The 25,183-nt window shown below is 65.3% G+C and carries 20 protein-coding genes and 1 riboswitch; of the genes, 10 read left to right on the top strand and 10 right to left on the bottom strand.

The features are described 5' to 3' along the window. Nucleotides 1–32: 32 nt before the first annotated feature. The gene (locus tag EMQ25_RS10760) at nucleotides 33–647 is read left to right on the top strand and encodes a CDP-alcohol phosphatidyltransferase family protein (RefSeq protein WP_127188569.1); all 615 of its coding nucleotides are present in this window, start codon (nucleotides 33–35) and stop codon (nucleotides 645–647) included. Here the strand turns inward: EMQ25_RS10760 and metZ are convergent. After that, the gene (gene metZ, locus EMQ25_RS10755) at nucleotides 644–1,849 is read right to left on the bottom strand and encodes an O-succinylhomoserine sulfhydrylase (protein ID WP_127188568.1); all 1,206 of its coding nucleotides are present in this window, start codon (nucleotides 1,847–1,849) and stop codon (nucleotides 644–646) included. The genes EMQ25_RS10760 and metZ overlap by 4 nt on opposite strands. 36 nt (nucleotides 1,850–1,885) lie before the next feature. Further along, nucleotides 1,886–1,960, bottom strand: a riboswitch (SAM riboswitch). 106 nt (nucleotides 1,961–2,066) lie between these two features. On the opposite strand from metZ, the gene EMQ25_RS10750 reads away from it, so the two are divergent. After that, a complete protein-coding gene (locus EMQ25_RS10750) occupies nucleotides 2,067–3,182 on the top strand; it encodes a 2'-deoxycytidine 5'-triphosphate deaminase (RefSeq protein WP_127188567.1) in 1,116 nt (371 codons plus the stop codon). Nucleotides 3,183–3,216: 34 nt separating this feature from the next. On the opposite strand, the gene EMQ25_RS10745 is transcribed toward EMQ25_RS10750, so the two are convergent. The 4 genes from EMQ25_RS10745 to EMQ25_RS10730 form a co-directional block, all read right to left on the bottom strand. Beyond that, nucleotides 3,217–5,403 carry a TRAP transporter permease gene (locus tag EMQ25_RS10745; protein ID WP_127188566.1) on the bottom strand — a complete coding sequence of 729 codons (2,187 nt, stop codon included), beginning with the start codon at nucleotides 5,401–5,403 and terminating at the stop codon, nucleotides 3,217–3,219. A gap of 100 nt (nucleotides 5,404–5,503) precedes the next feature. After that, on the bottom strand, nucleotides 5,504–6,481 hold the full coding sequence (locus tag EMQ25_RS10740) for a TAXI family TRAP transporter solute-binding subunit (RefSeq protein ID WP_127188565.1): 978 nt from the start codon (nucleotides 6,479–6,481) through the stop codon (nucleotides 5,504–5,506). Nucleotides 6,482–6,685: 204 nt separating this feature from the next. Next, nucleotides 6,686–8,044, bottom strand: coding sequence for a sigma-54-dependent transcriptional regulator (locus EMQ25_RS10735; RefSeq protein ID WP_127188564.1), 1,359 nt, complete (start codon nucleotides 8,042–8,044; stop codon nucleotides 6,686–6,688). Next, a complete protein-coding gene (locus tag EMQ25_RS10730; RefSeq protein ID WP_244606557.1) occupies nucleotides 8,041–9,834 on the bottom strand; it encodes a sensor histidine kinase in 1,794 nt (597 codons plus the stop codon). The genes EMQ25_RS10735 and EMQ25_RS10730 overlap by 4 nt, the downstream gene beginning before the upstream one ends. A gap of 172 nt (nucleotides 9,835–10,006) precedes the next feature. Between EMQ25_RS10730 and EMQ25_RS10725 the strand changes: the two genes are divergently transcribed. Next, nucleotides 10,007–10,579, top strand: a complete 573-nt coding sequence (locus EMQ25_RS10725; protein ID WP_127188562.1) for an SH3 domain-containing protein — start codon at nucleotides 10,007–10,009, stop codon at nucleotides 10,577–10,579. Between the two features lie 3 nt (nucleotides 10,580–10,582). Here EMQ25_RS10725 and EMQ25_RS10720 read toward each other — a convergent pair whose 3' ends face one another. Continuing rightward, nucleotides 10,583–11,215 carry an exopolysaccharide biosynthesis protein gene (locus EMQ25_RS10720; RefSeq protein ID WP_158626048.1) on the bottom strand — a complete coding sequence of 211 codons (633 nt, stop codon included), beginning with the start codon at nucleotides 11,213–11,215 and terminating at the stop codon, nucleotides 10,583–10,585. 232 nt (nucleotides 11,216–11,447) lie between these two features. Here EMQ25_RS10720 and EMQ25_RS10715 point away from each other — a divergent pair, with 232 nt between their 5' ends. The 5 genes from EMQ25_RS10715 to EMQ25_RS10695 all read left to right on the top strand — a co-directional run bounded on the left by EMQ25_RS10715 (nucleotide 11,448) and on the right by EMQ25_RS10695 (nucleotide 17,534). Next, nucleotides 11,448–12,698, top strand: a complete 1,251-nt coding sequence (locus tag EMQ25_RS10715; protein WP_192895656.1) for a quaternary amine ABC transporter ATP-binding protein — start codon at nucleotides 11,448–11,450, stop codon at nucleotides 12,696–12,698. A gap of 9 nt (nucleotides 12,699–12,707) precedes the next feature. Further along, complete coding sequence (locus EMQ25_RS10710) at nucleotides 12,708–13,634, top strand: ABC transporter permease (protein WP_244606556.1); 927 nt, start codon at nucleotides 12,708–12,710, stop codon at nucleotides 13,632–13,634. Nucleotides 13,635–13,722: 88 nt separating this feature from the next. Further along, nucleotides 13,723–14,760 (top strand): glycine betaine/L-proline ABC transporter substrate-binding protein ProX, encoded by a 1,038-nt coding sequence (gene proX, locus EMQ25_RS10705; protein ID WP_127188560.1) that lies wholly within the window; start codon nucleotides 13,723–13,725, stop codon nucleotides 14,758–14,760. Between the two features lie 187 nt (nucleotides 14,761–14,947). Next, a complete protein-coding gene (locus EMQ25_RS10700; RefSeq protein WP_127188559.1) occupies nucleotides 14,948–16,867 on the top strand; it encodes a diguanylate cyclase in 1,920 nt (639 codons plus the stop codon). Between the two features lie 103 nt (nucleotides 16,868–16,970). Beyond that, nucleotides 16,971–17,534: a thermonuclease family protein gene (locus tag EMQ25_RS10695; protein ID WP_244606555.1), complete on the top strand. Its 564-nt coding sequence runs from the start codon at nucleotides 16,971–16,973 to the stop codon at nucleotides 17,532–17,534. A 15-nt stretch (nucleotides 17,535–17,549) separates the two neighbouring features. On the opposite strand, the gene EMQ25_RS10690 is transcribed toward EMQ25_RS10695, so the two are convergent. Both EMQ25_RS10690 and EMQ25_RS10685 read right to left on the bottom strand, forming a co-directional pair. Next, nucleotides 17,550–18,242 carry an invasion associated locus B family protein gene (locus EMQ25_RS10690; protein WP_244606567.1) on the bottom strand — a complete coding sequence of 231 codons (693 nt, stop codon included), beginning with the start codon at nucleotides 18,240–18,242 and terminating at the stop codon, nucleotides 17,550–17,552. Nucleotides 18,243–18,337: 95 nt separating this feature from the next. After that, a complete protein-coding gene (locus tag EMQ25_RS10685; protein WP_158626047.1) occupies nucleotides 18,338–22,384 on the bottom strand; it encodes an autotransporter domain-containing protein in 4,047 nt (1,348 codons plus the stop codon). A 461-nt stretch (nucleotides 22,385–22,845) separates the two neighbouring features. Here EMQ25_RS10685 and EMQ25_RS10680 point away from each other — a divergent pair, with 461 nt between their 5' ends. Together EMQ25_RS10680 and EMQ25_RS10675 are read left to right on the top strand one after the other, a co-directional pair. Continuing rightward, nucleotides 22,846–23,394, top strand: coding sequence for a recombinase family protein (locus tag EMQ25_RS10680; protein ID WP_127188556.1), 549 nt, complete (start codon nucleotides 22,846–22,848; stop codon nucleotides 23,392–23,394). Between the two features lie 155 nt (nucleotides 23,395–23,549). Beyond that, a complete protein-coding gene (locus EMQ25_RS10675; RefSeq protein WP_158626046.1) occupies nucleotides 23,550–24,329 on the top strand; it encodes an alpha/beta hydrolase family protein in 780 nt (259 codons plus the stop codon). On the opposite strand, the gene EMQ25_RS10670 is transcribed toward EMQ25_RS10675, so the two are convergent. Beyond that, nucleotides 24,326–24,721: a fluoride efflux transporter FluC gene (locus tag EMQ25_RS10670; RefSeq protein WP_127188554.1), complete on the bottom strand. Its 396-nt coding sequence runs from the start codon at nucleotides 24,719–24,721 to the stop codon at nucleotides 24,326–24,328. The two genes, EMQ25_RS10675 and EMQ25_RS10670, sit on opposite strands and share 4 nt — an antisense overlap. Then, nucleotides 24,718–25,104 carry a fluoride efflux transporter CrcB gene (crcB, locus tag EMQ25_RS10665; protein ID WP_127188553.1) on the bottom strand — a complete coding sequence of 129 codons (387 nt, stop codon included), beginning with the start codon at nucleotides 25,102–25,104 and terminating at the stop codon, nucleotides 24,718–24,720. The genes EMQ25_RS10670 and crcB overlap by 4 nt, the downstream gene beginning before the upstream one ends. Nucleotides 25,105–25,183: the final 79 nt, after the last annotated feature.

The following is a 25,183-nucleotide window of genomic DNA, read 5'->3' as shown; positions in this document are numbered from 1 at the left end:
GCACCTTCGGGCCGCGTGATCCGGGGGAAGACGTGCTCGACACACATATGCGCAGGTTGATCGACCCGCCCCTCGACCGGGCGGGTCGGGCTCTGGCCGATGCCGGCATCGGAGCCAACCAGGTGACCCTGGCCGGGCTCGTCATCGGTCTCGGCGCGGCGATCGCAATCGGCCTGGGCTGGTTCGTGCTCGCCCTTGTTCTCGTTATCGTGTCGCGGCTTCTCGATGGGCTCGACGGGGCCGTCGCACGCCGGAACGGCGTGACCGATTTCGGCGGGTTTCTCGACATTGCCTGCGACTTCGCCTTCTATGGCGCGGTGCCGCTCGCCTTCGCGATCCACGATCCGGCCCAGAACGGGCTTGCCGCAGCGCTTCTGCTCGCGGCCTTCTACGTCAATGGGACGAGTTTTCTCGGCTACGCGGTGCTCGCCGAGCGGCGCCGCATGAGCACCGACGCGCGGGGGCTGAAGACGCTCTATTTCACCGGCGGCCTTCTCGAGGGCACCGAGACCATCGCTTTTTTCATCGCCTTCGTGATCTGGCCGGACTGGTTCTGGCTCCTGGCGCTGGTGTTCGCGGCCGGCTGTCTCGTAACGACAGCCAGCCGCGTCATGCTCGCCTGGAAGATCTTCGGATCCCGTCCCTAGATCTGGGAGAGCCCGTAGTCGAGGTCGGCAATCAGGTCGTCGGCGCTTTCGAGCCCCACCGAAAGCCGCAACAGGCCCGGAGTGATGCCGGATTCAAGGCGCACCTCTTCGGCAAGCCGCTGATGCGTCGTTGTCGTGGGGTGCGTGATGATCGACTTGGCATCGCCCAGATTGTTGGAAATGAGGATCACCGCGAGCGCATCGGCAAGGCGGAAAGCCTCGGTCTGCCCGCCCTTGACTTCGAAGGCAACGAGGCTCGAGCCCGCCCGCATCTGGCGCTTGCCAAGCTCGTATTGCGGATGGTCGGGATGGTGCGGGTAGAGGACGCGCGCGATCTTTTCGTGCTGGCCGAGGAAATCGGCGACCCGCGCGGCGCTCTCGGTCATCTGCCGCACGCGCAGATTGAGCGTTTCGAGACCCTTCAGCATCACCCAGGCGTTGAACGGGCTCATCGAGGGGCCCGTCTGGCGGATGAAGGTGTGGATGTCCCCACCGATCAGTTCAGCCGAACCGAGGATCACCCCGCCCATGGCGCGGCCCTGACCGTCTATGTGCTTTGTCGCCGAATAGACGACGAGGTCGGCCCCGAGCGCGAGCGGGGACTGCCAGATCGGCGTCGCAAAGACGTTATCGACGATCAGCACGGCCCCATGGGCGTGCGCGATCTCGGCAACGGCGGCGATGTCGACCAGTTCGAGCGTGGGGTTTGTCGGGCTTTCGAGGAATACCGCGCGGGTGTTGGGGCGCATCGCGGCAGCAAAATTGGCCGGATCGCGTCCGTCGACGAGCGTCGACTCGATCCCCCAGCGGGGCAGATAATCTTCGACAACGTAGCGGCAGGACCCAAAGAGGGCGCGCGCCGAGACGACATGGTCGCCGGCCCGCAGCTGGCTCATCAGCGCGGTGGTGACCGCCGCCATGCCGGTTGCAAGGCCGCGCGCGGCCTCGGCGCCTTCGAGCAGCGCCATGCGCGTCTGGAACATCTCGACGGTCGGGTTGGAGAAGCGCGAATAGATATAGCCGGGGTCGTCGCCCTTGAAGCGCGCCTCGGCGGCGGCCGAGCTCGGGTAGATGTAGCCCGAGTTCATGAACATCGCTTCGGAGGTTTCGCCGAAAGGCGAGCGCTCGGTGCCCCCGTGCACAAGCTGGGTTTCGGGCGAGCGGCGCGTCGGGTCGCTCAGCGGATTGTTCTTTCTGGACATCGAACCCTCGAAACGAAAAAACCGGCACGCATTCCTGCGGCCGGTAGAACGGTCTGTTAGCGAGTTGTTTTAGGTGGCTGCAAGACCGGCCAAATCACCACCGGGGCCGGTTTTACGGGGATGCGGGTGCTGCGTCAATCAGCGCTGATCCTCGCCGGGATTGCTGAGAGCGGCCTCTGTTGCTATCGAAGGCGCGATTGGGCCCCGGGGGATGATTATGACAAGCCAGAGCACTTGGCCGCGCGGGGTCTATCCGGCCCGGCTGATCGAGCGGCTGCACGCCGAGGGCCATATCGGTGCCCGGCGTCCATTTGACGCCGATCAGGTGCAGCCGGCGAGCCTCGACCTGCGCCTTGGGGATCGGGCGTTCCGTGTCCGCTCCAGTTTCCTGCCCGGGCCCGACCGCACCGTTGCCGAGCGCATCGACAGCCTCAAGCTCCACGAGATCGACCTGACCGCAGGCGCCGTGCTCGAGCGGGGCTGCGTCTATCTCGTGCCGCTGCAGGAAAGCCTGTCATTGCCCCCCGGCGTCGCTGCGGGTGCCAACCCCAAGAGTTCGACGGGCCGCCTCGACGTCTTCACCCGGGTGATCGGGGATCGGGCGCAGGGTTTCGATACCATGCCTGCAGGCTATCAGGGCCCTCTCTACCTCGAGGTCAGCCCCCGCACCTTCCCGGTCCTCGTGCGCGAAGGCTCGCGCCTCTCGCAGATGCGCTTCCGGATGGGCGACAGCCGCCTGACGCTCGCCGAGCATCTGGCGCTGCACAAGGCGGAGACGCTGGTCTATGACGCCGACCAGCAGGTGGGGGAGGGTGTCTCGCTCTCGATCGACCTCAAGGGCGCAGATCGCGGCGGGCTCGTCGGCTTCCGCTCCAAGCGCCATTCCGCGGTGATCGATGTCGACAAGAAGGACGCGCTCGACGTCCTCGACTTCTGGGACCCGCTCATCAATCGCGGGAAGGACGAGCTGATCCTCGATCCTGACGAGTTCTATATCCTCGTCAGCCGGGAGGCCGTGCACGTGCCCCCGAGCCATGCCGCTGAAATGGTGCCTTTCGATCCGCTGGTGGGCGAATTCCGCGTCCACTACGCGGGCTTCTTCGATCCGGGCTTCGGGCATTCGGCCGCGGGCGGCACGGGGAGCCATGCGGTGCTCGAGGTGCGGAGCCGCGAAGTGCCGTTCCTGCTCGGGCATGGCCAGATCATCGGACGGCTGGTCTACGAACGTCTCGCCGAAGCGCCCGACCGGCTCTACGGCGCGGGGCTGGGCTCGAACTATCAGGCGCAGACCCTGAAGCTCTCCAAGCACTTCCGGCCCTTCAGCCTCATATGAAAAGGGCCGCCCTGGGGCGGCCCTTCCGGTCTGGTCAGTCGGCGCCCCGGGCAATCGCCTGGGGGTCGACGAAGCGCTTTTGCCAGATGAAGAGCCCCACGCCGATGGCGAGGCCGATCGCGTCGGTCAACAGCCCACCCTGGATCATGCCGAGCGCGCCGATCGCGAGCACGATCCTGAGCGCGGGGTTGAGGAGGCCGAAATACCAGCCCTGCACCGCAGCGGCGAGGAAGTAGATCCCGATCGATGCCGTGATGAAGACGTGCAGGATCTCGTGCCATTCGCCCTGCATCAGCATGGCGTCGGAATAAAAGAACATGAACGGCACGACGAAGGCGGCGAGGCCGAACTTGAAGCTCTCGACCGAAGTCTTCATCGGATCCGCCCCCGAAAGGGCCGCTCCGGCATAGGCCGCAAGCGCGACTGGGGGCGTAATGGCCGACATCACCGCATAGTAGAAGACGAAGAAATGGGCGGTGAGCGGCGGGATGCCGAGCGAGATCAGCCCCGGCGCCACGACCGCCGCCGAGACCGCATAGGCGGCCGTGGTCGGCATGCCCATGCCCAGGACGATGGAAATGCACATCGCAAAGAAAAGGGCGATGAGCTGGTTCTGGTCGGCGATGGCGAGCAGCAGGGTGGAAAAACGCGCCCCGACCCCGGTAAGGGCGATCACCCCCACGATGATGCCCGCGCAGGCGCAGACCGCCACGAGCTGGATCGACATCTTGGCGGCAAGCTCGAGCGCCTTGAGGATGGCACGCGGACCCATGCGGTGCGGGGTCAGCCAGCTGACCACTGCCGCCGCGGCCATGGCGAGCGTGCCCGCCCGGATGACCGAATAGCCGGCAAAGAGCGTGTAGATCAGGATGATGATAGGGATGAAGAGGTAGACCTGCTTGAGGAGCTCCTTGAAGATCGGCAGCTCGTTCTTGGGCAGGCCCTTCATGCCCAGCTTGGTCGCCTGCAGGTCGACCATGAAGTAGACCGAAGCGAAGTAGAGGACCGCCGGGATGATCGCGGCGACGACGATGTCGGTATAGGGGATGCCGGTGACTTCGGCCATGATGAAGGCGCCCGCCCCCATGATGGGCGGCATGATCTGCCCGCCGGATGAGGCCGCCGCCTCGATCGCCCCGGCGCTCTTGGCCGGGTAGCCGACGCGCTTCATGAGCGGGATGGTGAGCGAGCCGGTCGCCACCACATTGCCCGCCGACGTGCCGTTGATCATGCCCATGAGGCCCGAGGCGAAGACCGCAACCTTGGCCGGACCGCCCCGCGCACGCCCGGCGGCGGCAAAGGCGAAATTGACGAAATAGTCGCCGACCTTCGAGGCCTGCAGGAAAGCTGCAAAGGTGATGAAGAGGATGATGTAGGTCGAGGACACCGCGACCGGATCCCCGAGGACGCCCTGATCGGTGAAGATGTAGGTGAAGAACCGCTCCGGGGTATAGCCGCGATGAGCAAGAAAGCCCGGCAGATAAGGGCCGGCGAAGGAATAGAGAATGAAGATGCCGGCGATGACCACCAAGGCGAGGCCGGCGACGCGGCGCGTCACCTCGAGGATCAGCAGGACCCCGACGAGCGCGGCGTAAAAGTCGGCTGGCTGGGCCAGCGCAGTGCCCGCGCGCAGGCGGATCGGGCCGACATTGAAGAGGATATAGCCCATCATGGCGATGGCGGAGAGGCCGAGCAAATAGTCGGTCCAGTGGATGCGGCTCGCGGATTTGACCGGGAAGAACCAGCCCGAGGCCATCGCAGCGATTGTGCCGACTAATAGGGGAATGCCGAAGCTCTGGAAGACGAATGCGTCCGGGGCGCGCACGCCTGCAAACCAGAGTCCGGCCCAGGCAAAGGCGACCATGGCGAACCCATAGCCGATGCCGGCCGCGGCGACCGCCATGAGCAGAAGATTGACCGGATGCTGCCGCGCACGCTCGGTCGCCCCGGTGTCGTCTAGAGTGACGTTTGCAGCCGAGTAGATGAGGAAGCCCAGCAGCAGCCCGCCCGCCACATGCAGCATGCGGTAGGTCCAGGTCTCGAGCGGGTAGAGGTTCATCACCCCCACATGGAAGGCGGTATAGAGGATGCAGAGCGCCACGACGGCCCAGTTGAGCCGCCCGCCCAGCGTGCGCTGGTTGGTTGCCAGCGGTTCCTCGTCGACATTCTGCGCGATGATCGGCGACGCATGCTCTGCGGGCGCCGGATTGGCGGTGGTCATGGTCTCTCCTCCCATGGAGCCGCACGCGGGTGCGGTGATCTGACAGTGCAGGCGGCGGCCCTGGGGCCGTCGCCTGCGTTCATCTTGAAGGCTGGAAAGATCAGCCCTTCAGTTCGTCGGGGATCGAGACGCCGATTTCCTCGAAATAGCGCACCGCGCCCGGATGGTAGGGTAGGAAGGTGTTCTTGTCGGTGTTCTCGGCCACGGTCTCGGCTGCGGTCGAGTGGATCTGCATCATGCGCTCGTTGTTTTCCATGACGAGCTTGGTGATCTCGTAGGCGAGGCTTTCGGGCATGTCCTGATGAGCCACCGCGAAGTTCCAGAGCGCGACGGTCGGCTGCGCGTCGGGATATCCTTCATAGAGCCCGCCCGGGATGTCGAAGCCCGCGAGTTCGGGGCGTTCGGCGAGGATGGCCGAGACCTGTTCGGGAGTGAACGCGAAGATGTTGACGTCGTTTTCCGCCGCGATCTGCGCGAAGGCCGCGATCGGCACGCCGGCTGCGAAGGCGAAGGCGTCGATCAGCCCGTCTTTGACCTGGCCCACCGCGTCATTGGCGCCCGAGAAGCTGACGTCGGGAGAAACCCCGACCACGTCGAAATAGATCGGCCAATAGGTCGCCGCGGTGCCGCCGGCCGGGCCGACCGAGACGCGCTTGCCGTCGAGATCTGCGACGTCGCTGATGCCCGAGGATGCGAGCGCAACCACCTGGAAGGGCGTCTGGTACATGGGGAAGAGGGCGCGCATGCTCTTGTGCTCGAGCCCCGGTGCGAGTTCGGAATTGCCCATCCACGCATCATAAGCGGGGCCCATGGTGACGAGGCCGATCTCATGGTCGCCCGTCTCGACGAGCGTCGCGTTCTGGACGGGGCCGCCGGTCACTTCACCCGAGGCGTTGACGCCGAGTTCTTCGGAGATGAGGCCCGCAAGGCCCGTGCCGTAGATGAAATAGGTGCCGCCCTGGCTGGCCGTGCCGATGGTCAGGCTGTTGGGCCAGCCGGCCCGGTCGTCCTGTGCCACAGCGGGGCTTGCGATGATGAGGGCTGCCGCCGCGCTGGCGGCCAAAGTCGAGATGCGCATCGCGCTCTCCTCCCGTCCTTTTGTTTATGGTTCGCCCGGCCCGGGTTCCTCCCGCGGGCCTAAGGTAGAACCATCAAGGATCGGCGATATCCGAGGCGCAAGCGCAGAGCGCCTCCCCCAACCCCTCAATCCGGTTCGGGGCGAACCGATGGGTGAATTGCGTGACATGAGCCGCCTCAGATGGGTGGAAATCCACCCATCGGCTCAATCCTGATCGAGCATCGGACCGGGAATGCGCTTGTCGAGCGCGTAGCGCTGCATCTTCTCGTAGAGAGTCTTGCGCGAGATGCCGAGGGATTCGTAGACGGGCTTCAGGCTTCCACCATGCGCCATCAGCGCGCTGGCAATCACCTGCCGTTCGAACTCGGCAACCCGGTCGACGAGCCGGGTGGGGGCTTCGGCGGGCGTCGGGCGGCCATCCTCGAACTGCAGGCCGAGCCCCAGCGCGAAGCGATCGGCCGCGTTGCGCAACTCCCGGACATTGCCCGGCCAGTCCCGCTCGGCGATGGCGGCGATGATTGCGGGAGGGACCTCGATGAGGTCGCGCCGATAGCGCGCGGCGGCTTCGTTGACGAGATGCAGGAAGAGAAGCGGAACGTCCTCGCGCCGCGCCGAGAGCGGCGGCACGTGCAGTGTGATGACGTTGAGCCGGTAGAGCAGGTCGGCACGGAAGCGGCCCGCGCGAACTTCGGCTTCGAGGTCGGCCTTGCTGGTTGCAATGAAGCGTACGTCGAGCGGCTGCGCCTCGTCTGCGCCCAGCCGTGTCACGGCACGATCCTGGATGACGCGCAGGAGCTTGGCCTGAAGGTCGAGCGGCATGGCCGAGATCTCGTCGAGCAGGATGGTGCCGCCGCGCGCGTGCTCGAAGCGGCCGAACCGCGCCCTGACCGCGCCGGGAAAAGCGCCGACCTCATGGCCGAAAAGCTCGCTCTCCATCAGCGTGGCCGGCAGCGCTGCGCAGTTGATGGCGACGAACGGCTTGCTGGCCCTCGGCCCCAGATCGTGCAGCGCACGGGCCGTGACCTCCTTGCCGACCCCGGTCTCCCCAACGATCAGCACGTCGGCATCCGTGGGCCCTGCAGCGCGGACCCGGTAACGCAGGTCGACCATGGCATTGGTGCGCCCGATCAGCCGCTGTTCGATGTCGTCGCGCTGGCCGGCCGCAGCGCGCAGGATCCGGTTTTCGAGCAGCAGGCGCCGCCAGTCGAGCGCACGGGCGGCGGTTTCGGCGAGATGGTTGGGCGCAAAGGGCTTTTCGATGAAGTCATACGCGCCTTCGCGCATGGCGCGCACGGCCAGCTGCACATCGCCATGGCCGGTCACGAGGATCACCGGAATGTCGGCGTCAAGCTCGTGGATCCGGCCCATCAGCGTCATGCCGTCCATACCCGGCATGCGGATGTCGGTGATCACGATGCCATTGAAACCATAGCCAACGAGCTCCAGCGCCCGTTCGGCGCTGCCGAGGTCGCGAACCTTGAGCCCGGCAAGGTCGAGGGCCTGCGCCGAGGCACGGCGCAGATCCTCCTCGTCATCGACGAGCAGCGCAAGCCCCGGATTCATTCGGCCGCCTCGACGAGGCTGCTGCTCGCGCTGGCGAGGGTGACGATAAACTCGGCCCCGCCGTCGGGGTGGTTGCGGGCGGCAAGGGCGCCGTCGAAATCCTTGATGATGTTGTAGGAAATCGAGAGCCCGAGGCCCAGCCCCTTGCCGACGCCCTTGGTGGTGAAGAAGGGATCGAAGATGCGCCCGATCACGGCCTTGTCGATGCCCGGGCCGTGATCGCGCACGGCGATCTCGACGGTGTCTCCGGCACGTCTGGCACTGAGTTCGATGCGCCGGTCGGGCCCGTCCTCCACGGCATCGGCGGCGTTGCCGATGATGTTGACGAGAACCTGTTGCAGCCGCACAGAGCCCGCGCGCACGAAAAGGCCCGGCTCGACGGACTGCTCGATCTGCGCGCCCGCACTGCCGATGCGGCCCGCCACGATCTCGAGCGTCGCTTCGATGACGCCCTCGAGGGCCACCGGCCCGAGCTTCTCGTTCGGCTTGCGCGCGAAATTGCGCAGGTGCCGGCTGATCGAAGCCATCCGGTCAGCAAGCGCCGAGATGCGTGAGACGTTTTCGCCCGCATCCGCCGCGCGACCGCGGTCCAGCAGCACAAGCGCATTGTCGGCATAGGTCTTGACCGCAGAGAGGGGCTGGTTGAACTCATGGCTGAGGGCCGCCGACATCTGGCCGAGCGCGGCGAGCTTGCCCGCCTGGACGAGGTCGGACTGCGTCTTGCGCAGCTCGATTTCGGTTGCGGTGCGCTCGGCCACTTCGCGCTCGAGCTGATGGTTGACGCTGGCGAGCGCGGCGGTGCGCTCGGCAACGCGGCGCTCCAGCGTTTCGCGGGCCTCCTGCTGCAGCTGCATGCGTTCGGCAAGCCGGGCCCGGCGCTGCACGAGGCTGACGATGGCCATGCCGGCAAGCCCGAGCAGGAGCAGCGCTGCAAGGACCGTCGTGCCGGCCTGGGCGCGGGCGGAGCCGGTTTCGAGCAGCACTTTCACCGTCCAGCCGGCCTCGGGCATGTCATCGGCAAGCACGAGATATTCGCGCGCTTCCCCGGTCTGCCCGATCGTCATCAGCTCCTGCCCGCTGTCGCGCGCTTCGCGGAGCACCGGCAGGTCCCGCAGCACGGCATTGGCATAGCGCCGCGTTTCCCCGGTGCGTGCGCGCCGTTCGGGCGTAAGGGGCAGGAGGCCCGTGAACAGCCAGTCGCGCCGGCCCGTCATGAAGATGATGCCCTCGGGGTCCGAGACGATGATCTCGTGGTCGCCCCCCGCCCATGAGTTCTCGATGGCATCGAGATCGACCTTGAAGACGAGAACGCCGGCGATCGCGTCCCCAATCCGGATCGGGGACGAGAAATAATAGCCCCGCTTGAGCGAGGTGGTCCCGAGCGCGAAAAAGCGCGCTCTTTCGCCCGCCATCGCCTCGTAGAAATAGGGACGGTAGCTGAAATTCTCCCCGACGAAGGTCGGCGAGATGTCGAAATTGCTGGCGGCAATGGTCATGCCGTCGGGCAGCATCACGTAGATGTCCGAGGATTCGAGCAGCGTGTTGACCGATTTGAGGTAGCGGTTGATGTCCTCGCGCAGTGCCGCATTGTCGGGATCGCGCACCAGCGCCTTGACCCCCTCGTTTTCCGCGATCAGCGGTGGCAGGGATTCATAGCGGCTCATATGGCCGCGCAGCGCGGCGACGGCGAGGCGGAGCGTGGTCTGCGCCCGGTTCGCCGCCTCGTTAAGGTAGACATTGGTGGCGTAGGCGCCGCCCAGGGTCGCGATCGCGAGGCCCAGTGCGAGCATCAGCCCTGCTCCGAGCAGCAGCCCCCGCCGTTTCGATATCGCGCTCCACCACGCCATCCGGCGTCCTCCCGTTCGGCCGGTTTTAGCCTGTGGCCGCTCAAAGGACCAGTCGCCGATATGCATCGGAACCAATCGCGCCGGCCTGACTTTCTGTGTCAACACGGAGGCAGACATGCAGGCCAACGCCGCAACCCGATCCATCGCCCGCTATGCCGGCACCATCGCCGCCACGGTCATCTTCACCGGTGCAGCGTTCACCATGGGCGGACAGATGCTGGTCACCGCGATCGGTGGTGCGCCCGGTTCGGCAGTCGCTTCTGCCTCGTCCACGCCCACCGAAACGGTCGCCGCCTTCCGGGAGATCGAACCCTTGTCACCGAGCGATCCGCGCGCGGCTGCTGCACTCGCCGTGTCGGTTGCGGCATCGGGTCGGCCGGCGGGCGAGGCGCCCTCGACCATCGAAGGTGTCGTCGGACTGCCGGGCGCTCCCGAGGCTCTGGCACCCAGCGCCGAAGATTTGGCGCCGCGCGAGATGCGCCGTGTGACGGCAAGTAGCCTCAATGTGCGCGCAGCGCCGGTTTCGGGCAGCGCCGTCCTTGGCTCGGTCCGTCGCGACACCCGGCTTGCCGTGCATGAAGTCAACGGACGCTGGGTACGGGTGAGCGACGGGGCAGGGGTGGAAGGTTGGGTCTTCGACACCTATCTGGCGCCCGCCGACACCGAGATGGCCGCGCTCGACCGCTAAGCGTCAGAACAGCTTTAGCAGCATAAATCCGAGCATGCCGGCTCCGCCCAGAAGGGCGAGGCCGGCCAACGCTATGAGGCCGTCGCGCGTCAGGATCGACAGGCTGATCAGGAGGATCACGCCCGAGAGGATCGACGAGCTCGTCGGAATGAACTCGAAGAGCGGCATGATGAGCCCGAGCAGCGTGCAGATGCTCAAGAGCACGCGCGATGCGATCGCCCCTGTGAGCATGGGCAAGCGCCGTCGCGTGATCCGGTCGATCCAGCGGGTCGGCGCGCCGACCGCGCGGATGGCGCTTTGCAGCTTCTGACGGTCGATGGATCGTCGACGGATCCAGCCGGGGAGCCATGGGGCGGTGCGTCCGAAGAGTGCCTGGCCCGCGATCAAAGCCATGGTGAGACCGGCGACGGTGCTCAGACCGGGAATGGCACTTGCCGGCGTCACGACGATTGCCGAGGGCACGATGAGAAGCGGCGCAAACCCTAGCGCGCCTATGGCCTCGGCGATTTCGCTGACCTTGATCTTCTCGGGATCGGCGCCGGCCTCCGAGACGGTTTCGAGCAGGCTGGTGAGCGTCCCTTCATCGCCCTGGGGACGGCCCGATGCTCCGTCGTTAGCCCTTGGCAGACCAGACATAAATTCCATCTCCGCAGCATTCGAAACGGCCGGCGCAATCGACGAGACCAGATTTATGGTTGAAATGGGGCATGCGCCACTCTATGTTGAGCACATCAAACGTTCGAACAGCGCTTTTGCAGCCGGATCTTAACATGGACTCTGGCGCGGCGCTTTGTTGTATTTTGAATTTGAGAAATTGAACAGCGAAGTGCCGTCGGGCATTTTGACTTGTTCGCCAAGAAGAGGGCTGATGAAAGCCAAGCTGAAAGTCGAAAACGTCTTCAAGATCTTCGGCGACGCCCCGCAGGATGCGGTCGAGCGGCTGAAGCGTGGAGAGGACAAGAAGACCATTCTCGAACAGACGGGCCAGACCGTCGGCGTCCAGGACGTGAGTTTCGAGGTTCCGGAAGCCAGCATTTTCGTCGTCATGGGCCTTTCGGGGTCCGGCAAGTCGACGCTGGTGCGCATGCTCAACGGTCTCATCAAGCCGAGCAGCGGCAGCATCCTGATCGATGGGGATGACGTGGCCTCCTGTTCGGCCGAGACGCTGCGCAACATCCGACGCAACAAGATTGCCATGGTGTTCCAGCACTTCGCGCTCTTTCCCCACAAGAGCGTGCTCGAGAATGCCGCCTATGGCCTCAAGGTCAAGGGCGTGTCGGCGGCCGAACGGCGCAAACGCGGGCTCGAGGCATTGGAACGTGTCGGGCTCGACGGTTATGCCGAAAGCCTGCCGAGCGCCCTCTCTGGCGGCATGCAGCAGCGTGTCGGACTGGCCCGCGGCCTTGCGACCGAGCCGCAGATCCTGCTCATGGACGAACCCTTCGGCGCGCTCGATCCGCTGATCCGCAGGGAAATGCAGGATGAGCTGCTCGCCCTGCAGAAGAGCCTGCGCAAGACGATCATCTTCATCACCCACGACCTCAACGAGGCCCTGCTGCTCGGTGATCGCATCGCCATCATGAAGGATGGTCGCTTCGTGCAGGTCGGCACGGCTCAGGAGATCGTCGCCAATCCCGCCGACGACTATGTGGCCGCCTTTGTCGCCGATATCGATCGCGGGCGCGTCTTTACCGCCGAGACCGTGGCGAATGCGCCGGAATCCGTGCAGCTTGCCACCGACACCGCGGAAACCGCGATGCAGAGCATGGAAGATCTGAACCGCAACGCGCTCTACGTGCTCGACGGCGAAGAGATTGCGGGCGTGGTCACCTATCAGGACCTTTCCACCGCTGTGCGCGAGAACAATGGCGATCTCGCCAGCGCACTCATCACCGATTTTCCGAGCGTCGAGGGCGATGCCCACCTCAACACGCTCTACGGCCCCGCCAGCGCCGGCCTGCCGATCGCGGTGACCGACGAGACCAACCGGCTCGTCGGCGTCGTCGAACCCGAGGCCGTCTTCGCCCAGCTCTCGGGAGACGAGACGAGCCAGGGTGAGACCCCAGCGGACACGGCCCCCGTAGCCCCCGCCAGGACCGTCGCGCCGGAAACCGCCTAGGAGACTGCCTTGAGCCCCTCTGATTTTCTCATGATCCCGTTCAGCGACTGGGTCAACATACTGGTGCGCGAGTGGATCGTGCCCAATTTCCGTCCGTTCTTCCGCGCCCTTCAGGTGCCGGTCTCGAGCGTGTTGAACTGGCTCGACGCCTTTTTCAACTTCGTGCCCATGGTCGCGTTCACTGCCGTTCTGGCGCTGATTGCCTACAAGACCGCCGGGCGCGGGGTGGCGATCTTCACCCTCGTCGCGCTTTGCTTCATCGACATGATCGGTCTCTGGCCCGAAACAATGACGACCCTCTCGATGATCCTGACCTCGGTGTTCTTCTGCGTCGTGATCGGCGTGCCGGTGGGCATTCTCGCAGCGCGCAGCGACCGGCTTTGGAAGATCACCCGGCCGGTGCTCGACATCATGCAGACGATCCCCTCCTTCGTTTACCTCGTGCCCATCGTGATGCTGTTCGGTGTCGGCATGGCGCCGGGGATCATCGCCACCATCATCTTCGCGCTGCCGCCGATCATCCGGCTCACCAATCTGGGCATACGCAATGTGCGCGGTGACCTCATCGAGGCGGCCGAGGCCTTCGGGTCCACCCCCTGGCAGATGCTGTGGGAAGTCCAGTTTCCGCTGGCGCTCCGTACGATCATGGCCGGTCTCAACCAGACGCTGATGCTGGCGCTTTCGATGGTCGTCATCGCTGCACTGATCGGCGCGGGCGGGCTCGGGCTCACCGTCTATACCGGCCTTGGCCGGCTCGATGTCGGCGGTGCAACTGCCGGTGGCGTGGGCATCGTCCTCCTCGCCATCATTCTCGACCGTATCACGCAGGCGCTTGGCGAGCAGCAGCAGGTCAAGACCGTATCGCTGCGCCAGACCTTTGCGTCCCTCTTCCGTCTGCGGGCCGCGCCCGCTGGCGAAACCCGCAGTGCCGGCTGATCCGGCGCTGCCCGGGGTGCCTCGCACCCCAGACGATGCGCGGGTCGCCGACCCGCGAAATCCAATGAAAAGAAAGGAGACCCGAACGATGTTCAGTCTCAAGAAAACTCTGCCGACCCTCGCCGCCGCAGCGCTTCTGAGCGCTAGCCCCATCTCCGCTGCCCTCGCCCAGGAGACCCCCGGCGAAGGCGTCACGGTGAACATGGCGCAGGCGACCTGGGACACCGGCTGGTTCCATGCGCAGATCTACAAGCAGCTGCTCGAAGAGCTCGGCTACACCGTCGCCGGACCCACGACGCTCGACAATCCGCCCTTCTACCAGGCCGTCGCCCAGCGCGACGTGGATTTCTGGGTCAATGGCTGGTTCCCGCTGCACAACACCTATCAGCCGACCTTTGAGGGCCAGGCCGAAATCATCGGCGCAGTGGCTGAGGGTGGCGCACTCGAGGGCTATCTCATCGATCGCGCGTCCGCCGAGGAATTCGGCATCACCTCGCTCGAAGACTTCAAGCGCGATGAAGTGAAGGCTGCCTTCGACCGCAATGGCGATGGTCTCGCCGATCTCGTCGCCTGCCCGCCGGGCTGGGGCTGCGAGGTCAACATCGAGCACCACATGGACGCCTACGACCTTCGCGACCATGTGAACGCCATCAAGGCGTCCTACTCGGCTTCGATGGCCGACGCCGTCGCAGCCTATCAGGCTGGCGAGTCGATCCTCTTTTACACCTGGACCCCCAATTGGACAGTGAACGAACTCGTCCCGGGCGAGGACGTAGTGTGGATCGAGGTGCCTGAGGTCAACCTGCCCGCCGACATGGCCGATCTTGCCGATGCCGCAATCCTGCCCGGCGTCGAGGGCTGTGTTGCTGACCCCTGCACGCTTGGCTTCCCGGCCAACGATATCGTGCCGGTCGCCAATTCGGAATTCCTCGCCGACAATCCGGCAGCCGCACGGCTTCTGGAAGTCGCTTCCATCCCGCTGGCTGCGATCTTCTCGCAGAACGCCGCGATGAATGATGGCGCTGGGAGCACTGCCGACATCGAGCGCCAGGCCGCCGAGTGGATCGCCCAGAACCGCGACACCGTCGATGGCTGGCTCGAGGAGGCTCGCAGCGCAGCGCTGTAGGCTGAGCCGAGTACGTGAATGCGGGGGCCGGGCGCGACACGTCCGGCCCTTCTTGCGTCCGGCTCGCGCGTCATCGGGCGCTACACCTGATTGCGCCGATCCCCTTAGGCTTTTCTTATCAGCCCGCCCCTAAGCTGATAGGGGGCCCAAACAGGGTCAGCCGGGTCCGGGAGCACACCGACGGCCAATGAAAATGCTTTGGTATGGCCTGATGGCCAATCTGGCCATCATAGCCATTTTCGTTACGAGCTGGACGCACGCCAAGGATTGGCTGGCCCAGCACCGGCATCGCGGGGAGCCCGTAGCTTTCGGCGCGACGATGGGGCTCGGAGCAATCGCTGTCATGGCGTTTCCGGTGGAGCTCTCGCCTGGCATCTTCTTTGACCTGCGCGCCACGCTGATGGCGCTTGCCGGTGCCTTCGGCGGACCGATCGCGGCCCTCGTCGCAGTCGGGCTCGCTGCGCCTTACCGTCTGGCCCTCGGGGGCGCGGGGGCGCCGGTCGGGGTCGTCGCCCTCCTGATCCCCGCTATGATCGGATCGGGCTACTGGCTCCTCCTCAAGCGCCGCGAGTCGCGCGGATGGCAGCTCTTCTCCCTGGCCATCGTGACGGGCATCGCCAGCGCCAGCACGCCTCTGATGCTGCCCGCAGAGGTGCGCATGGCGGTGCTGACCCAAGTGTCCGCGCCCCAGGCCATGCTGATCGCCTGCGCGCTCATGCTCTCGGCACTCGCCCTGCGCCAGGACGATCGCCGGCGCGTGCTGATGCAGGAAAACTCAGCCTATCGCACCATCATCGAGGCCCTGCCGGACAGCCTCAACGTCAAGGACCCAGAGGGCCGGTTCGTGACCGCAAATCCCGCCACTGCCCGGCTGATGGGCGCGACATCGCCTGCCAAACTCATCGGACGCAGCGATGCAGACTTCTATCCCCCCGAGGTGGCCGCAGCCTTTGCCGCGGACGAGGCCCGCATGATCGAAGGCGGCGAGATCCTCGCGATCGAGCAGGTGGTGCATGAGGAGGGCGGCAAGCATCTCTGGCTCTCGACCCTCAAGGTCCCGCTGCGCGACCAGAATGGCGAGATCGTCGGGATCATCACCCACAACCGCGACGTGACCGACCGCAAGATCCTCGCTCTCGAGCTCGAGCGCAGCCAGACGCATCTCGAATTCGCGCTTGCGCAGATGACCGACGGGGTGGCCATTTTCGGCGCCGACGCCCGGCTCGTTTACTGCAATGAGCAATATCGCCGCGCCTTCCCGCGCTCGGGCCCCCTGCGCGTGCCCGGCGCGCATATCCGGGACATCCTTCGCGGCGCTATGGAACGCCAAGAGCAACTGGGGATCGACGATATTCCTGCGTGGATCGACGAGGTGGAAAGCGCGCTCTTTCGCGAGAATGAAGAAGAGGTTCACCTGTTCGACGGACGCTGGCTGCGCGTGAGCACGCGCCCCACCGACGATGGCGGGTCAATGGTGGTCGTTTCCGAAATCACCAAGCTCAAGCAGGCCGAGTTCGACCTGCTGGGGTTGGCCGAACAGCTCAAGCAGCAGGCGGCGACCGATGGCCTCACCGGTCTCACCAATCGCTGGGCGATGGACCAGGCGCTCGAAGCCGAGCTGCAGCGCACCGGCCGGGAGGGGCTGCCGCTGAGCGTGATCCTGCTCGATATCGACTGGTTCAAGCCCTATAACGACCATTATGGGCATCTGGCAGGCGACGAGGCCCTGCGAGTGGTCGCGCGCTGCTTTGCCCAGACCTTCCGCCGCCCGGGCGATATCGTCGCCCGCTATGGCGGCGAGGAATTCTGCGCGATTCTTCCCTCGACCGATGAAGACGGTGCCTATCACCTTGCCAACGTCTTTCGCGGCGCGCTGGCCCGCCGCGCCCTGCCGCATGCGGAGAGCCCGCGCGCCATCGTGACCGCGAGCCTTGGCGTCGCGACCTATGGCTCGGCCGAGCGGCGGCGCGAGGCGGCCGAAATCATCGCCCGCGCGGACGAGGCCCTCTATGTGGCCAAGAGCGCGGGGCGAGACCGGGTCTATGGCTGGCATCCGCGCGACGAGGGCGTGCAGAAGGCGCGGCCAAGCGCCGTTCAGGGCGCCTGAACCGCACCATCCGCCGTCCTCGATATCGCGATAAATACGCGCCTCCATACACACGCTTCGTTAGCATCGGCCAGCCACCCTCAGGACAAGAGGGAGGCGAAGGATGGCCAGAGCCGATGGACGAGCCCGCTTCGGTGCAGGCAGAAACGTCAGGCGCGCCAATCATCCGGCATCGGCCTGGGCGCGGCTCGCCGCGGCGCCTTGGGAGGGGCCGGTCATCATCTTCACCCTCGCCTCGCTGCTTTACAGCGCGGTGGAGCTCGGCCTGCCTTCGATGGCTTTGCAGCAGGTCCAGCCGCGGCTGGAGCAGGCGGCGGAGGCCCGCTTCACGCTCTGCGCGGGCCCGAGACACGACAATTGCGTCATCGACGGGGACACCATCCGTCATGGCGGCAACAGCATCCGGATCGCCGACATCAACACGCCCGAAGCGCGCGGCTACCAATGCGCGGCCGAGGCGGTGCTTGCCCGTCAGGCGAGCCTGCGGCTTCTCGACCTGCTGGCCGAAGGGCCGTTCGAGATCAGGCCCACTGGCAGCCGGGACACCGATATTTACGGCCGGCAGCTGCGCGTTCTGGTGCGCGACGGGCAATCGCTCGGCATGCAGCTCGTCGCCGAGGGCCTGGCACACCCCTGGGAGGGTAGCCGCCGTTCGTGGTGTGGTTAGGCCGAGAGGGTCCGATCAGGGCGCTGGCGCACTGGCCGGGATGACGCCGAGCGATGCCAGCCCGTCCGACAATCCCGTGGTGGAAAGCGGCAGGGTGATGGCGCGCCTGTCGCCCAGAACGATCGTTGCCTCCGCCTTTGCTGTGGTGCGGAGCGTTTCGACGAAATCGGGGGCAAGATTGGCGACCGCCTGGCAGGCGCCATTGCCGCAAGTTTCATAGGGAATGGCGATGGGCTGTGGCGTGCCGGCATCGAGCGTGATGCCGCGGCTCAGGAGCACCCCCTCGGGTGTCTGCCAGATGCCGACAAGGCCGCCCGCACCATCCTGCGATATGCGCCAGACGAAGACGGCCGCACGCGACTGGGAATCGGCGAGCTGCTGGGAAATCGAGCAGCGCTGCTCTGTCTCCGAGACGCCGAGGCACACCTTGACCCAATCCCCGAAGGTCTCCTCGCTGAGAACGCGCGGCTGGTTCGGATTGGGAGCCGCCGTGGCCATGGCGCCCGCGGGCGTTCCGGCCTGCGCCGCGGGGGCAGGGGACGTTTCCGGCCGTGCCGCGGGCACGGGCGGTGTGCCGGCCGACTGGGCTTGGGCCGGCTGGACGCCGCCAGCCTGTTCGGGCAGCGGCAGGACGCCGGTGTAGACGGCTGCGCCCACCCCGATGCCGACGACGGCGAGCACGGCGCCAAGACCCATCACGATACGCATTCTGTCCACCCCTGAACTCCCCGGCCGAACCTGGCCCTCAATAAAAAGCGGGCCGGTCGAGAATGACCGGCCCGCCCGATTCTGTCGATGAGGCTTTAGAACCCGACGCGCAGGCCTGCGCTTGCGCCGTAGGAGGAGAAGTCCTCGCCGAACTTGCCATTGGCCGAGACGAAGCCCGAGAGCCCGCCATCTGCGCTGGTGACGGTGGCGGTCGCCGCAACTTCGCCGAACGTGCCCGAGATGCCGTCGGTGAAGGTCGCATTGCCCGGCCCGCTGACCGTGACGGTGTTGGCGTCCTCGAACTCGTTCCAGAGCTTGCCGAGCAGCGAGAGCTCGGTGCTCATGTCGCCCGTTGCGATGGTGGTGCCGATCTTGGCCCCGATGCCGGCACGAAGGCTCGAGCCGTTCTCGAAGGCGATCACGCCACCGCCACCGGTGATGTCGTCGATCTCGCTCGTCACATAGGCGATCGAGGCGACGGGCTCGAAGAAGGCGGCGTTGCCCAGGTCGAACCGGTATCCCAGATTGGCAGCGGCACCGTAATTGGTGATGCCGGTTTCGATCTCCTCGTCAAAGAAGCTGTAGGTGGCGTTGAGCAGGTCCGCCTTCACGGTCACGTCGGCAAAGAGCGCGCCGTCATTGTAGGCGGCGTAGGCGCCAACGAGGCCACCTTCATAGACCACCCCGTCTTCGCCGAGCGCGAAGGAGAGGTCGGAGGCGACGTAGCCGCCGAAGACGCCGATGCGGAACGGGCTGCCGATGCCGCCCGGCTTGAAGTCGACGCCGCCGATCACCGAGTAGACGTCCTGCTCGGAGCTCGTGTCGAACGGATCCGGATTGCCGTCGAGCGTAACCGTGGTGTCCCGATCGGTCCAGCTGCCGGTGGCCTTGGCCCAGACGCCGCCCTGGCGACCCGCCGGAGCGCTGCTTTCGGCTTCGGGCAGGTAGAGCAGATCCGCACCACCACCGCCGCCGGCCGCGAACTGGCCGCCATAGATGTGGTCCTCGACGACCCCGAGGGTCTCGTAGAACACCGTCTGCGCACCGGTGATGATCCGCGGCGCATTGACCGCGCCCGGACCCCATCCGGAGACAAGATCGAAGTCCCGGTCGTAGTAGTCTTGCTCGAGGAACCAGGCAAGCAGCCCGTCCTCGATATAGGCGCGGCCACCGATCTCGATGTAGTTGTCCGAGTAGGCCGAGAGCACGAAGGCCGTATCCAGCGTTTCCCAGTCGTCATAGCTCACGAGTTCGATGCGCTCGTTGATCTCGCCATTGTCGCCATTGACGAGCCGCACGATGATGCCGGTCTGGCCGGTCACAGTGCCGTCGCGAAGCCGCAGACGGTCTGCATCTGCATCGGCAAGATCGACGTCGAGGGCCAGGAGGCTAGAGCCGCTGCCGGCAAAGTTCCCGCGGATCATCATCCGGTCATCGACGGCGCCGTCAACGAGGCTCAGGACGCCCGAGTTGTTGAACCGGTTGGTCCGGAAGCCGGTCCATTCATCGTCGTCATTGTCGAATGCCGACTGGATCCAGCCGGAATTGTTGATGACGTCGTTGATGCCACCGCTGAGGCCGTTCCAGCCCGTGACGAACCAGGTGCCGGCGTTGTCGATGGTGTTGCCGACGCCTGTATTCCAAGCGCCGTTGCGTCCGTCGAGGTTCACCCGGCCGAACATCTGTCCTCGGTTCACGACATGCGTGGCGCCGCTGTCCTCGCTCTGGATGGCGCGGTCGTTGGCGACGTCTTCATAGTTGGAGAGGCTATCAAGCTGCGCCATGTCGCCGCCGAACAGCACGTAGTTCTCGAATGCCAGCAGCTGTGCGTTGAGAGTGACGAGATCCAGAGTGGATTCCCGCACGACGCTCTTGTCGGGCAACGTCCAGTCGTCGCTCGGCGTTTCATCCAGCGGATCGGGAGAGTAGACGAACCCGGGGAGGGCGCGGCTGGCAATGATGCCATCGTTGACGACGCTTGCACCGGCGACGGTCGCGCCTTCTTCTCCAAGGGATCCGGAACGGCTAAGACCGCTGAGCGAGATCACTGCCTGGCCCGAGCCGCCATCGCCGATGATCCAACCGGACGCGCCGTTTGCGATCGCTGCGGTGCGCGCGTCGGAAATCGAGATTGCGCTGTCGCCGGAGAGGATTTTTCCGCCGCCGATCAACGCGCCCGTTCCATCCTCGATCGCGCCGTTGAGGATGAAGACGCCACCGCCATTGCCGTCCGAGCGATCGACTTCGCGAATGCGAATGGCGTCGTCATAAAGGCCCTGGATGGTGCCGCCATTGTTCTGGATGTAGACGTTGCCCTGCCAGATGTCGGACAGGTCGATGGCGTTCTCGCCGCCGAACACCGTGCCGCCATCGTTGAGCAGGAAGACGCTGCCATCGAGGTTGTCCCCGCGCAGCCCGTCATCCCCGCCCCACATCATGCCATTGGTGTTGTTGATCGCGAGCGCGACGAACCCTTCTCCAGCGAAGTCGTCAATATCGGTAGCAAGAGCAGCATCGCTCCCGGTCACACCTTCGACATCGATGACACGCAGGCCGTCTTCGTGGCCGACGAGAAGGCCGTCGGTATTGTCGAAGCCGACGAAGCCCTCGACATCCACCATGACGATGCCGTGTCTCCCGAGACCCCAGATGCCGGTGTAGAGGAGATTCGGGCCAGCGACGACCGGCGAGGGTGTCTCCTGGTCACCATCAAGAAGGCCCACGAACACGTCGGGATTGAATTCTGGGTCCAAATCCGTCTGATCGATTTGGCCGCCACGCGTGCCGGTGTTCGAGATGACGACGTTTCCGCCGGCTCCGGCAATATCGATGCCGTCATTGGTCACGCCAACGATGAGCCCGCCGGTGTAGGTGATTTCGCCAAATGTGCTGCTTGAATTGTTGATCAGAATGTTGCCCGACGCGACGTTGTCGATGTCGATGCCGTCGATATTGCCGGCAATTACGCCGCCATCTCGCGGATTCGAGAACTTGTCGAGACCGCTATTGTTGATGACGACCGAGTTGCCGTTCAACAGAGTACCGTCACCCGAGACGCCATTGAGAAAGATGCCATCCTGCGTGAGGCCGCCGACCAGACCGCCGGAATTGTTGATCCGGACCTGATCGGCATTCGGAATGATAATGCCGTGTACGTCGCCGATCACCGAGCCATAGCTATGGTTGAAAATCTCGACGAGGCCGGCATTGCTGACATCGATACCGCTGATGCCGCCTTCGATCGTGCCGGTATTGGTGATGGACACATTGCCCGTGGTGCTGAGAAGAACTGCGTCGCCAGCAGCTGTCGTGCGGGAACCGTAGATTTCGCCGGTGTTGATAAGGTTGATATTGCCGGCGACGGGCGTATTGAGCACACCGTTCTGGAGAACCTGGAAGCCCTCGCTTGGCACACCCGAATTGCCGGTGCCCTGAATGAGGCCATGGTTGGTGAGGTTCAGCGTTCCTCTCAGACCTACGATTTGAACGCCGTCATCGCCGCCGACGAGAGAGCCTGTCTCAGCGACTGTAATATCAATGTTGAAGGCGTTGTTGAGGCTGCTTGCATTAGCATTTCCTGAGCCATTGATCCGCAGTGCGTCCCCACCGGGTGCACCTGAAGTGTCGACGTCCCCCTCAATGTTGAAGGTCAAGCTCTGCAATGGACGAGCAGTGTTGGGAGCTCCGAGTGTTCCGGGGGTGACGAGAATACCATGCCTCGCTGACCCACCTGTCGAGGTGATGGTCGAGTTCGGCGAAACATAGACGATGCCGTCATACCTTTGGGCGTTGATCAAAAGTGCTTGCGCGGCTGAATTGTTGGTCACCGTCGCGGATTCTTCGCCGCCACTAAAATAGCCAACGCTGGTCAGCCATCCATTCCCGGGCGCGGTAAAGCTGCCTGGGCCGACGGCGCCGGCAGCAACGTAATTCAATCCACCGTTCGTCGTCGCCCACTGCGCCATCGCCGGCGTCGGCAGGGCAACCATGCCGGCGAGCCCCGCAAAGGCGCCGGTGGCGATGGCCGTGCCGGAGAGGAGGCCGATGCGGCCGAGGCGCGCAGGCACCACGCCTTGCAGGTTCGGCAGCGCCGCGCGCCGTGCGGCGGCCCGTGCCCTCAGGTTTCGGTTGGTCTTCTTCATGCTCTGTCCCCAGATCGTTCCGGCACCCGAGTGGCGCCCCCAAAATGTCCGGTGGAGCGTGCCCATGCACAGACTCTGCTCCACCCTCATCGGCGATCTAGGCACGCTCTTTTTACTTGAACAAGTACTGTCAAAATTGAATCTCAGAGCAACAAACGGTGCATATTGATATTGATGATGTTGCAAAAGTGCGGTTTTGAGACAAGGCGTTAACGATCTCGCAAGCAAATTTGCAATCCGCATCGTAATTTTATATAAGGGGAGCTGCGCATTTCTTGGTCGTGGGGGCGACGAAGGCGCGGACGGCAAGAGTGTCTTAAGCATAACGATAAAGACGTTCGCCCCATCCGCGCCGACGGAAATCTGCGACTGACCCCGACCAGGAAATCGTCTGTGCGTGTGGCGCATGCGCCACATGAAACTGCCGCCACCGTGCGGCGCGTAAACTATTGGGGGAAGACATGCAGGTTGGTTATCTTCATGGCGGAGGGCCGGACGGCGATATCGTCTCGGCAGTCGCCGCGCTCGAGGCCTTCGGGTGCGGGCGCGTCGTCATTGATTCGCGGGCCCGGCGGCAGGCGGGATCCGGCACCTCCTTTTCGGCCCTGCTCGGGGACATGCGGTCGGGCGACATTCTGGTCGTCACGACCCTCGAGCATCTGGCAACGGCGGTCGGGCCGCTGGTGCTGCGGCTCGAGGAACTCGTCGCGCGCGGCATCCGCATCCGCACGCTCGACGGCGATTTCGATACCGAAACGCCGGGCACCGCCGGCGCGCTGAAGGCGCTGGCGCGGATTGCCGCCCATCATAATGGCGCGCGGCGTCCAGTGGTCGGCAGGGCGGAGCACGGTCCGGGCCGGCCGCCGCGCCTCTCGCCAGAGGAGATCGGGCGGGCACGCGAACTGTTCGAGGCAGGCGGGCGCACCGCGGCCGAAGTCGCGCGGCAGCTGGGCGTGTCGCGGGCAACGCTCTATCGCAGCCTGCGCAAGCTCGGGCCCACGGGCGCCTGAACCGGAGGCGAGACATGCCGGCTTCCCCCCGCCATCGCCATATTCTGTCTGGCAGATGGTTTGTCGGCGGTCTCGCTTTCCTTCTTTCCTCGGCTCTTCTCGGCTGCTCCCCCACAGCCATGCCGGGCCGAACCGTAGCGCCGGCCGAGGCGCTCTTGGAAACCGATGTCGGCGCCCGCGATCTCTTCACGATCCCCTATGTCGAGGCGGGCGTCGCCATGCGGGCGCAGCTTTTCCGGCCGGCGGGTGCGGGGCCATTCCGGCTCGCCCTCATTGCCCACGGTTCGGCGCAGAGCCCCGCCGCGCGCGCTCAAGCCGATTTCCCGCAGTTTCCGGCGCTCGCGGCCTGGCTCAACCGGCGCGGCTATGCGGTGCTGATTGCCGAGCGCCCCGGCCACGGCCGAGCCGGCGGGCCCTATCGCGAAGATCAGGGGCCGTGCCTCAGCCCCGACTATCTCGGCTCCGCCCGTGCGACGGCGGGCGCCATCGCAGCTGCGCTCGCGTTCGGGCTGGACCTCGAGGGCATCAGCAATGCGCCGGCCCTCGTCATCGGCAATTCGGCGGGCGGCTGGGGCGCGCTGGCCCTGGCTGGCGATCGGGCCCGCATCGGCGCGATTATCGGCATTGCCGCGGGGCGGGGCGGGCGCAATCTGGGGCGGGCGGAGAACAATTGCGCGCCCGATCGGCTGGTCGCCGCGGCCGGTGCGCTCGGGACGGGCGCAGGTGTGCCGACACTTCTTCTCTATGCCGAGAACGACAGCTATTTCGCCCCCGCACTGGCGCGCGAGCTGGCGGCGGCCTATCGCGGCGCCGGTGCAGACGCGGAATTCGTCCTGCTGCCACCGATTAAAGGCGATGGGCACGCCCTGGCGCTCGCGCCCGAAGCGGTCTGGGCGGGAGCACTCGACGCCTTCCTCGCCCGCAATGGTCTTTAGAATGGCCCGACAATGAGGCGTTGGCCGAGGACGTGACCAATGCCGACCGCCAGAAGCCAGACGATGAGCGAAAGCCCGACATTGAGCCCGGCCGTCGCGACATCCCCGGCTGCAAAGAGCAGCAGCGTTTCGAGGCTGAACATCGAAAAGGTCGTGAAGCCGCCGCAAAAGCCGGTGAGGAGCAAAAAGCCGAGCAGCGGGATGTTTCGCCCAGGCCCCTGTGGCCCCAGAAGCGAAGCGCCGAGCCCGATAAGAAAGGCGCCGATGCCGTTGGCGAGAAGCGTGCCGAGGGGAAAAGATCCTGCCTCCGTAAAGAGACCGATGCCGTATCGGGCAAGTGCACCGAAAGCACTGCCGGCGGCAGTCGCAAGGACGGGGAGCATGCGCGTCATAGCCCCCATAGGCGGCCTGCAAGCCAGAACCCGAGCCCGACCAACCCGAGGCAGAGGCCGAGCGACAGGCCGATATTGAGCAGCGCGAGATCCATCCTGCCCGTCCGGGCGAGCACCAGTGTTTGCAGGCTGAAGGCCGAAACCGTGGTGTAGCTTCCCAAAATGCCGGTGATCAGAAAGAGCCAGTGCGGCGCCCAGGGAGCGGGGCCCGCGACGCCGGCTAGAAGCCCGATCGCGAGGGCGCCGCTGGCGTTGACCATCAGCGTCCCAAAAGGGAACGGGCTTTTGGTGCGCCGCTGCACGGCTTCGGCGAGAAGCATCCTCAGCGCGCCCCCGATCGCGCCGCCGGCCGCTATGGCGAGTAGGGTCGTGGTCAGTGTCATAGCGTTCCCGATTCGTCGCGGAAGCCTGCACCGCCCGTCATCTGTCGGCAAGCCAGCCCGGCTTGTCACGGATCACCCG

The organism is Arsenicitalea aurantiaca (assembly GCF_003994485.1).
Lineage (GTDB): Bacteria > Pseudomonadota > Alphaproteobacteria > Rhizobiales > Devosiaceae > Arsenicitalea > Arsenicitalea aurantiaca.
Note: the sequence above shows the minus strand (reverse complement) of the source record. Positions and strands in the feature narration are given on the sequence as shown.

Excerpts from the sequence above, each read along its gene's own strand:
- metZ (WP_127188568.1), bottom strand. The coding sequence starts at position 1,849 with ATGTCCAGAAAGAACAATCCGCTGAGCGACCCGACGCGCCGCTCGCCC.
- EMQ25_RS10700 (WP_127188559.1), top strand. The coding sequence starts at position 14,948 with ATGAAAATGCTTTGGTATGGCCTGATGGCCAATCTGGCCATCATAGCC.
- EMQ25_RS10695 (WP_244606555.1), top strand. The coding sequence starts at position 16,971 with ATGGCCAGAGCCGATGGACGAGCCCGCTTCGGTGCAGGCAGAAACGTC.
- crcB (WP_127188553.1), bottom strand. The coding sequence starts at position 25,104 with ATGACACTGACCACGACCCTACTCGCCATAGCGGCCGGCGGCGCGATC.
- EMQ25_RS10745 (WP_127188566.1), bottom strand. The coding sequence starts at position 5,403 with ATGACCACCGCCAATCCGGCGCCCGCAGAGCATGCGTCGCCGATCATC.
- EMQ25_RS10680 (WP_127188556.1), top strand. The coding sequence starts at position 22,846 with ATGCAGGTTGGTTATCTTCATGGCGGAGGGCCGGACGGCGATATCGTC.
- EMQ25_RS10740 (WP_127188565.1), bottom strand. The coding sequence starts at position 6,481 with ATGCGCATCTCGACTTTGGCCGCCAGCGCGGCGGCAGCCCTCATCATC.
- EMQ25_RS10750 (WP_127188567.1), top strand. The coding sequence starts at position 2,067 with ATGACAAGCCAGAGCACTTGGCCGCGCGGGGTCTATCCGGCCCGGCTG.
- EMQ25_RS10735 (WP_127188564.1), bottom strand. The coding sequence starts at position 8,044 with ATGAATCCGGGGCTTGCGCTGCTCGTCGATGACGAGGAGGATCTGCGC.
- EMQ25_RS10670 (WP_127188554.1), bottom strand. The coding sequence starts at position 24,721 with ATGACGCGCATGCTCCCCGTCCTTGCGACTGCCGCCGGCAGTGCTTTC.
- EMQ25_RS10725 (WP_127188562.1), top strand. The coding sequence starts at position 10,007 with ATGCAGGCCAACGCCGCAACCCGATCCATCGCCCGCTATGCCGGCACC.
- proX (WP_127188560.1), top strand. The coding sequence starts at position 13,723 with ATGTTCAGTCTCAAGAAAACTCTGCCGACCCTCGCCGCCGCAGCGCTT.
- EMQ25_RS10685 (WP_158626047.1), bottom strand. The coding sequence starts at position 22,384 with ATGAAGAAGACCAACCGAAACCTGAGGGCACGGGCCGCCGCACGGCGC.
- EMQ25_RS10690 (WP_244606567.1), bottom strand. The coding sequence starts at position 18,242 with ATGCGTATCGTGATGGGTCTTGGCGCCGTGCTCGCCGTCGTCGGCATC.
- EMQ25_RS10720 (WP_158626048.1), bottom strand. The coding sequence starts at position 11,215 with ATGTCTGGTCTGCCAAGGGCTAACGACGGAGCATCGGGCCGTCCCCAG.
- EMQ25_RS10715 (WP_192895656.1), top strand. The coding sequence starts at position 11,448 with ATGAAAGCCAAGCTGAAAGTCGAAAACGTCTTCAAGATCTTCGGCGAC.
- EMQ25_RS10730 (WP_244606557.1), bottom strand. The coding sequence starts at position 9,834 with ATGCTCGCACTGGGCCTCGCGATCGCGACCCTGGGCGGCGCCTACGCC.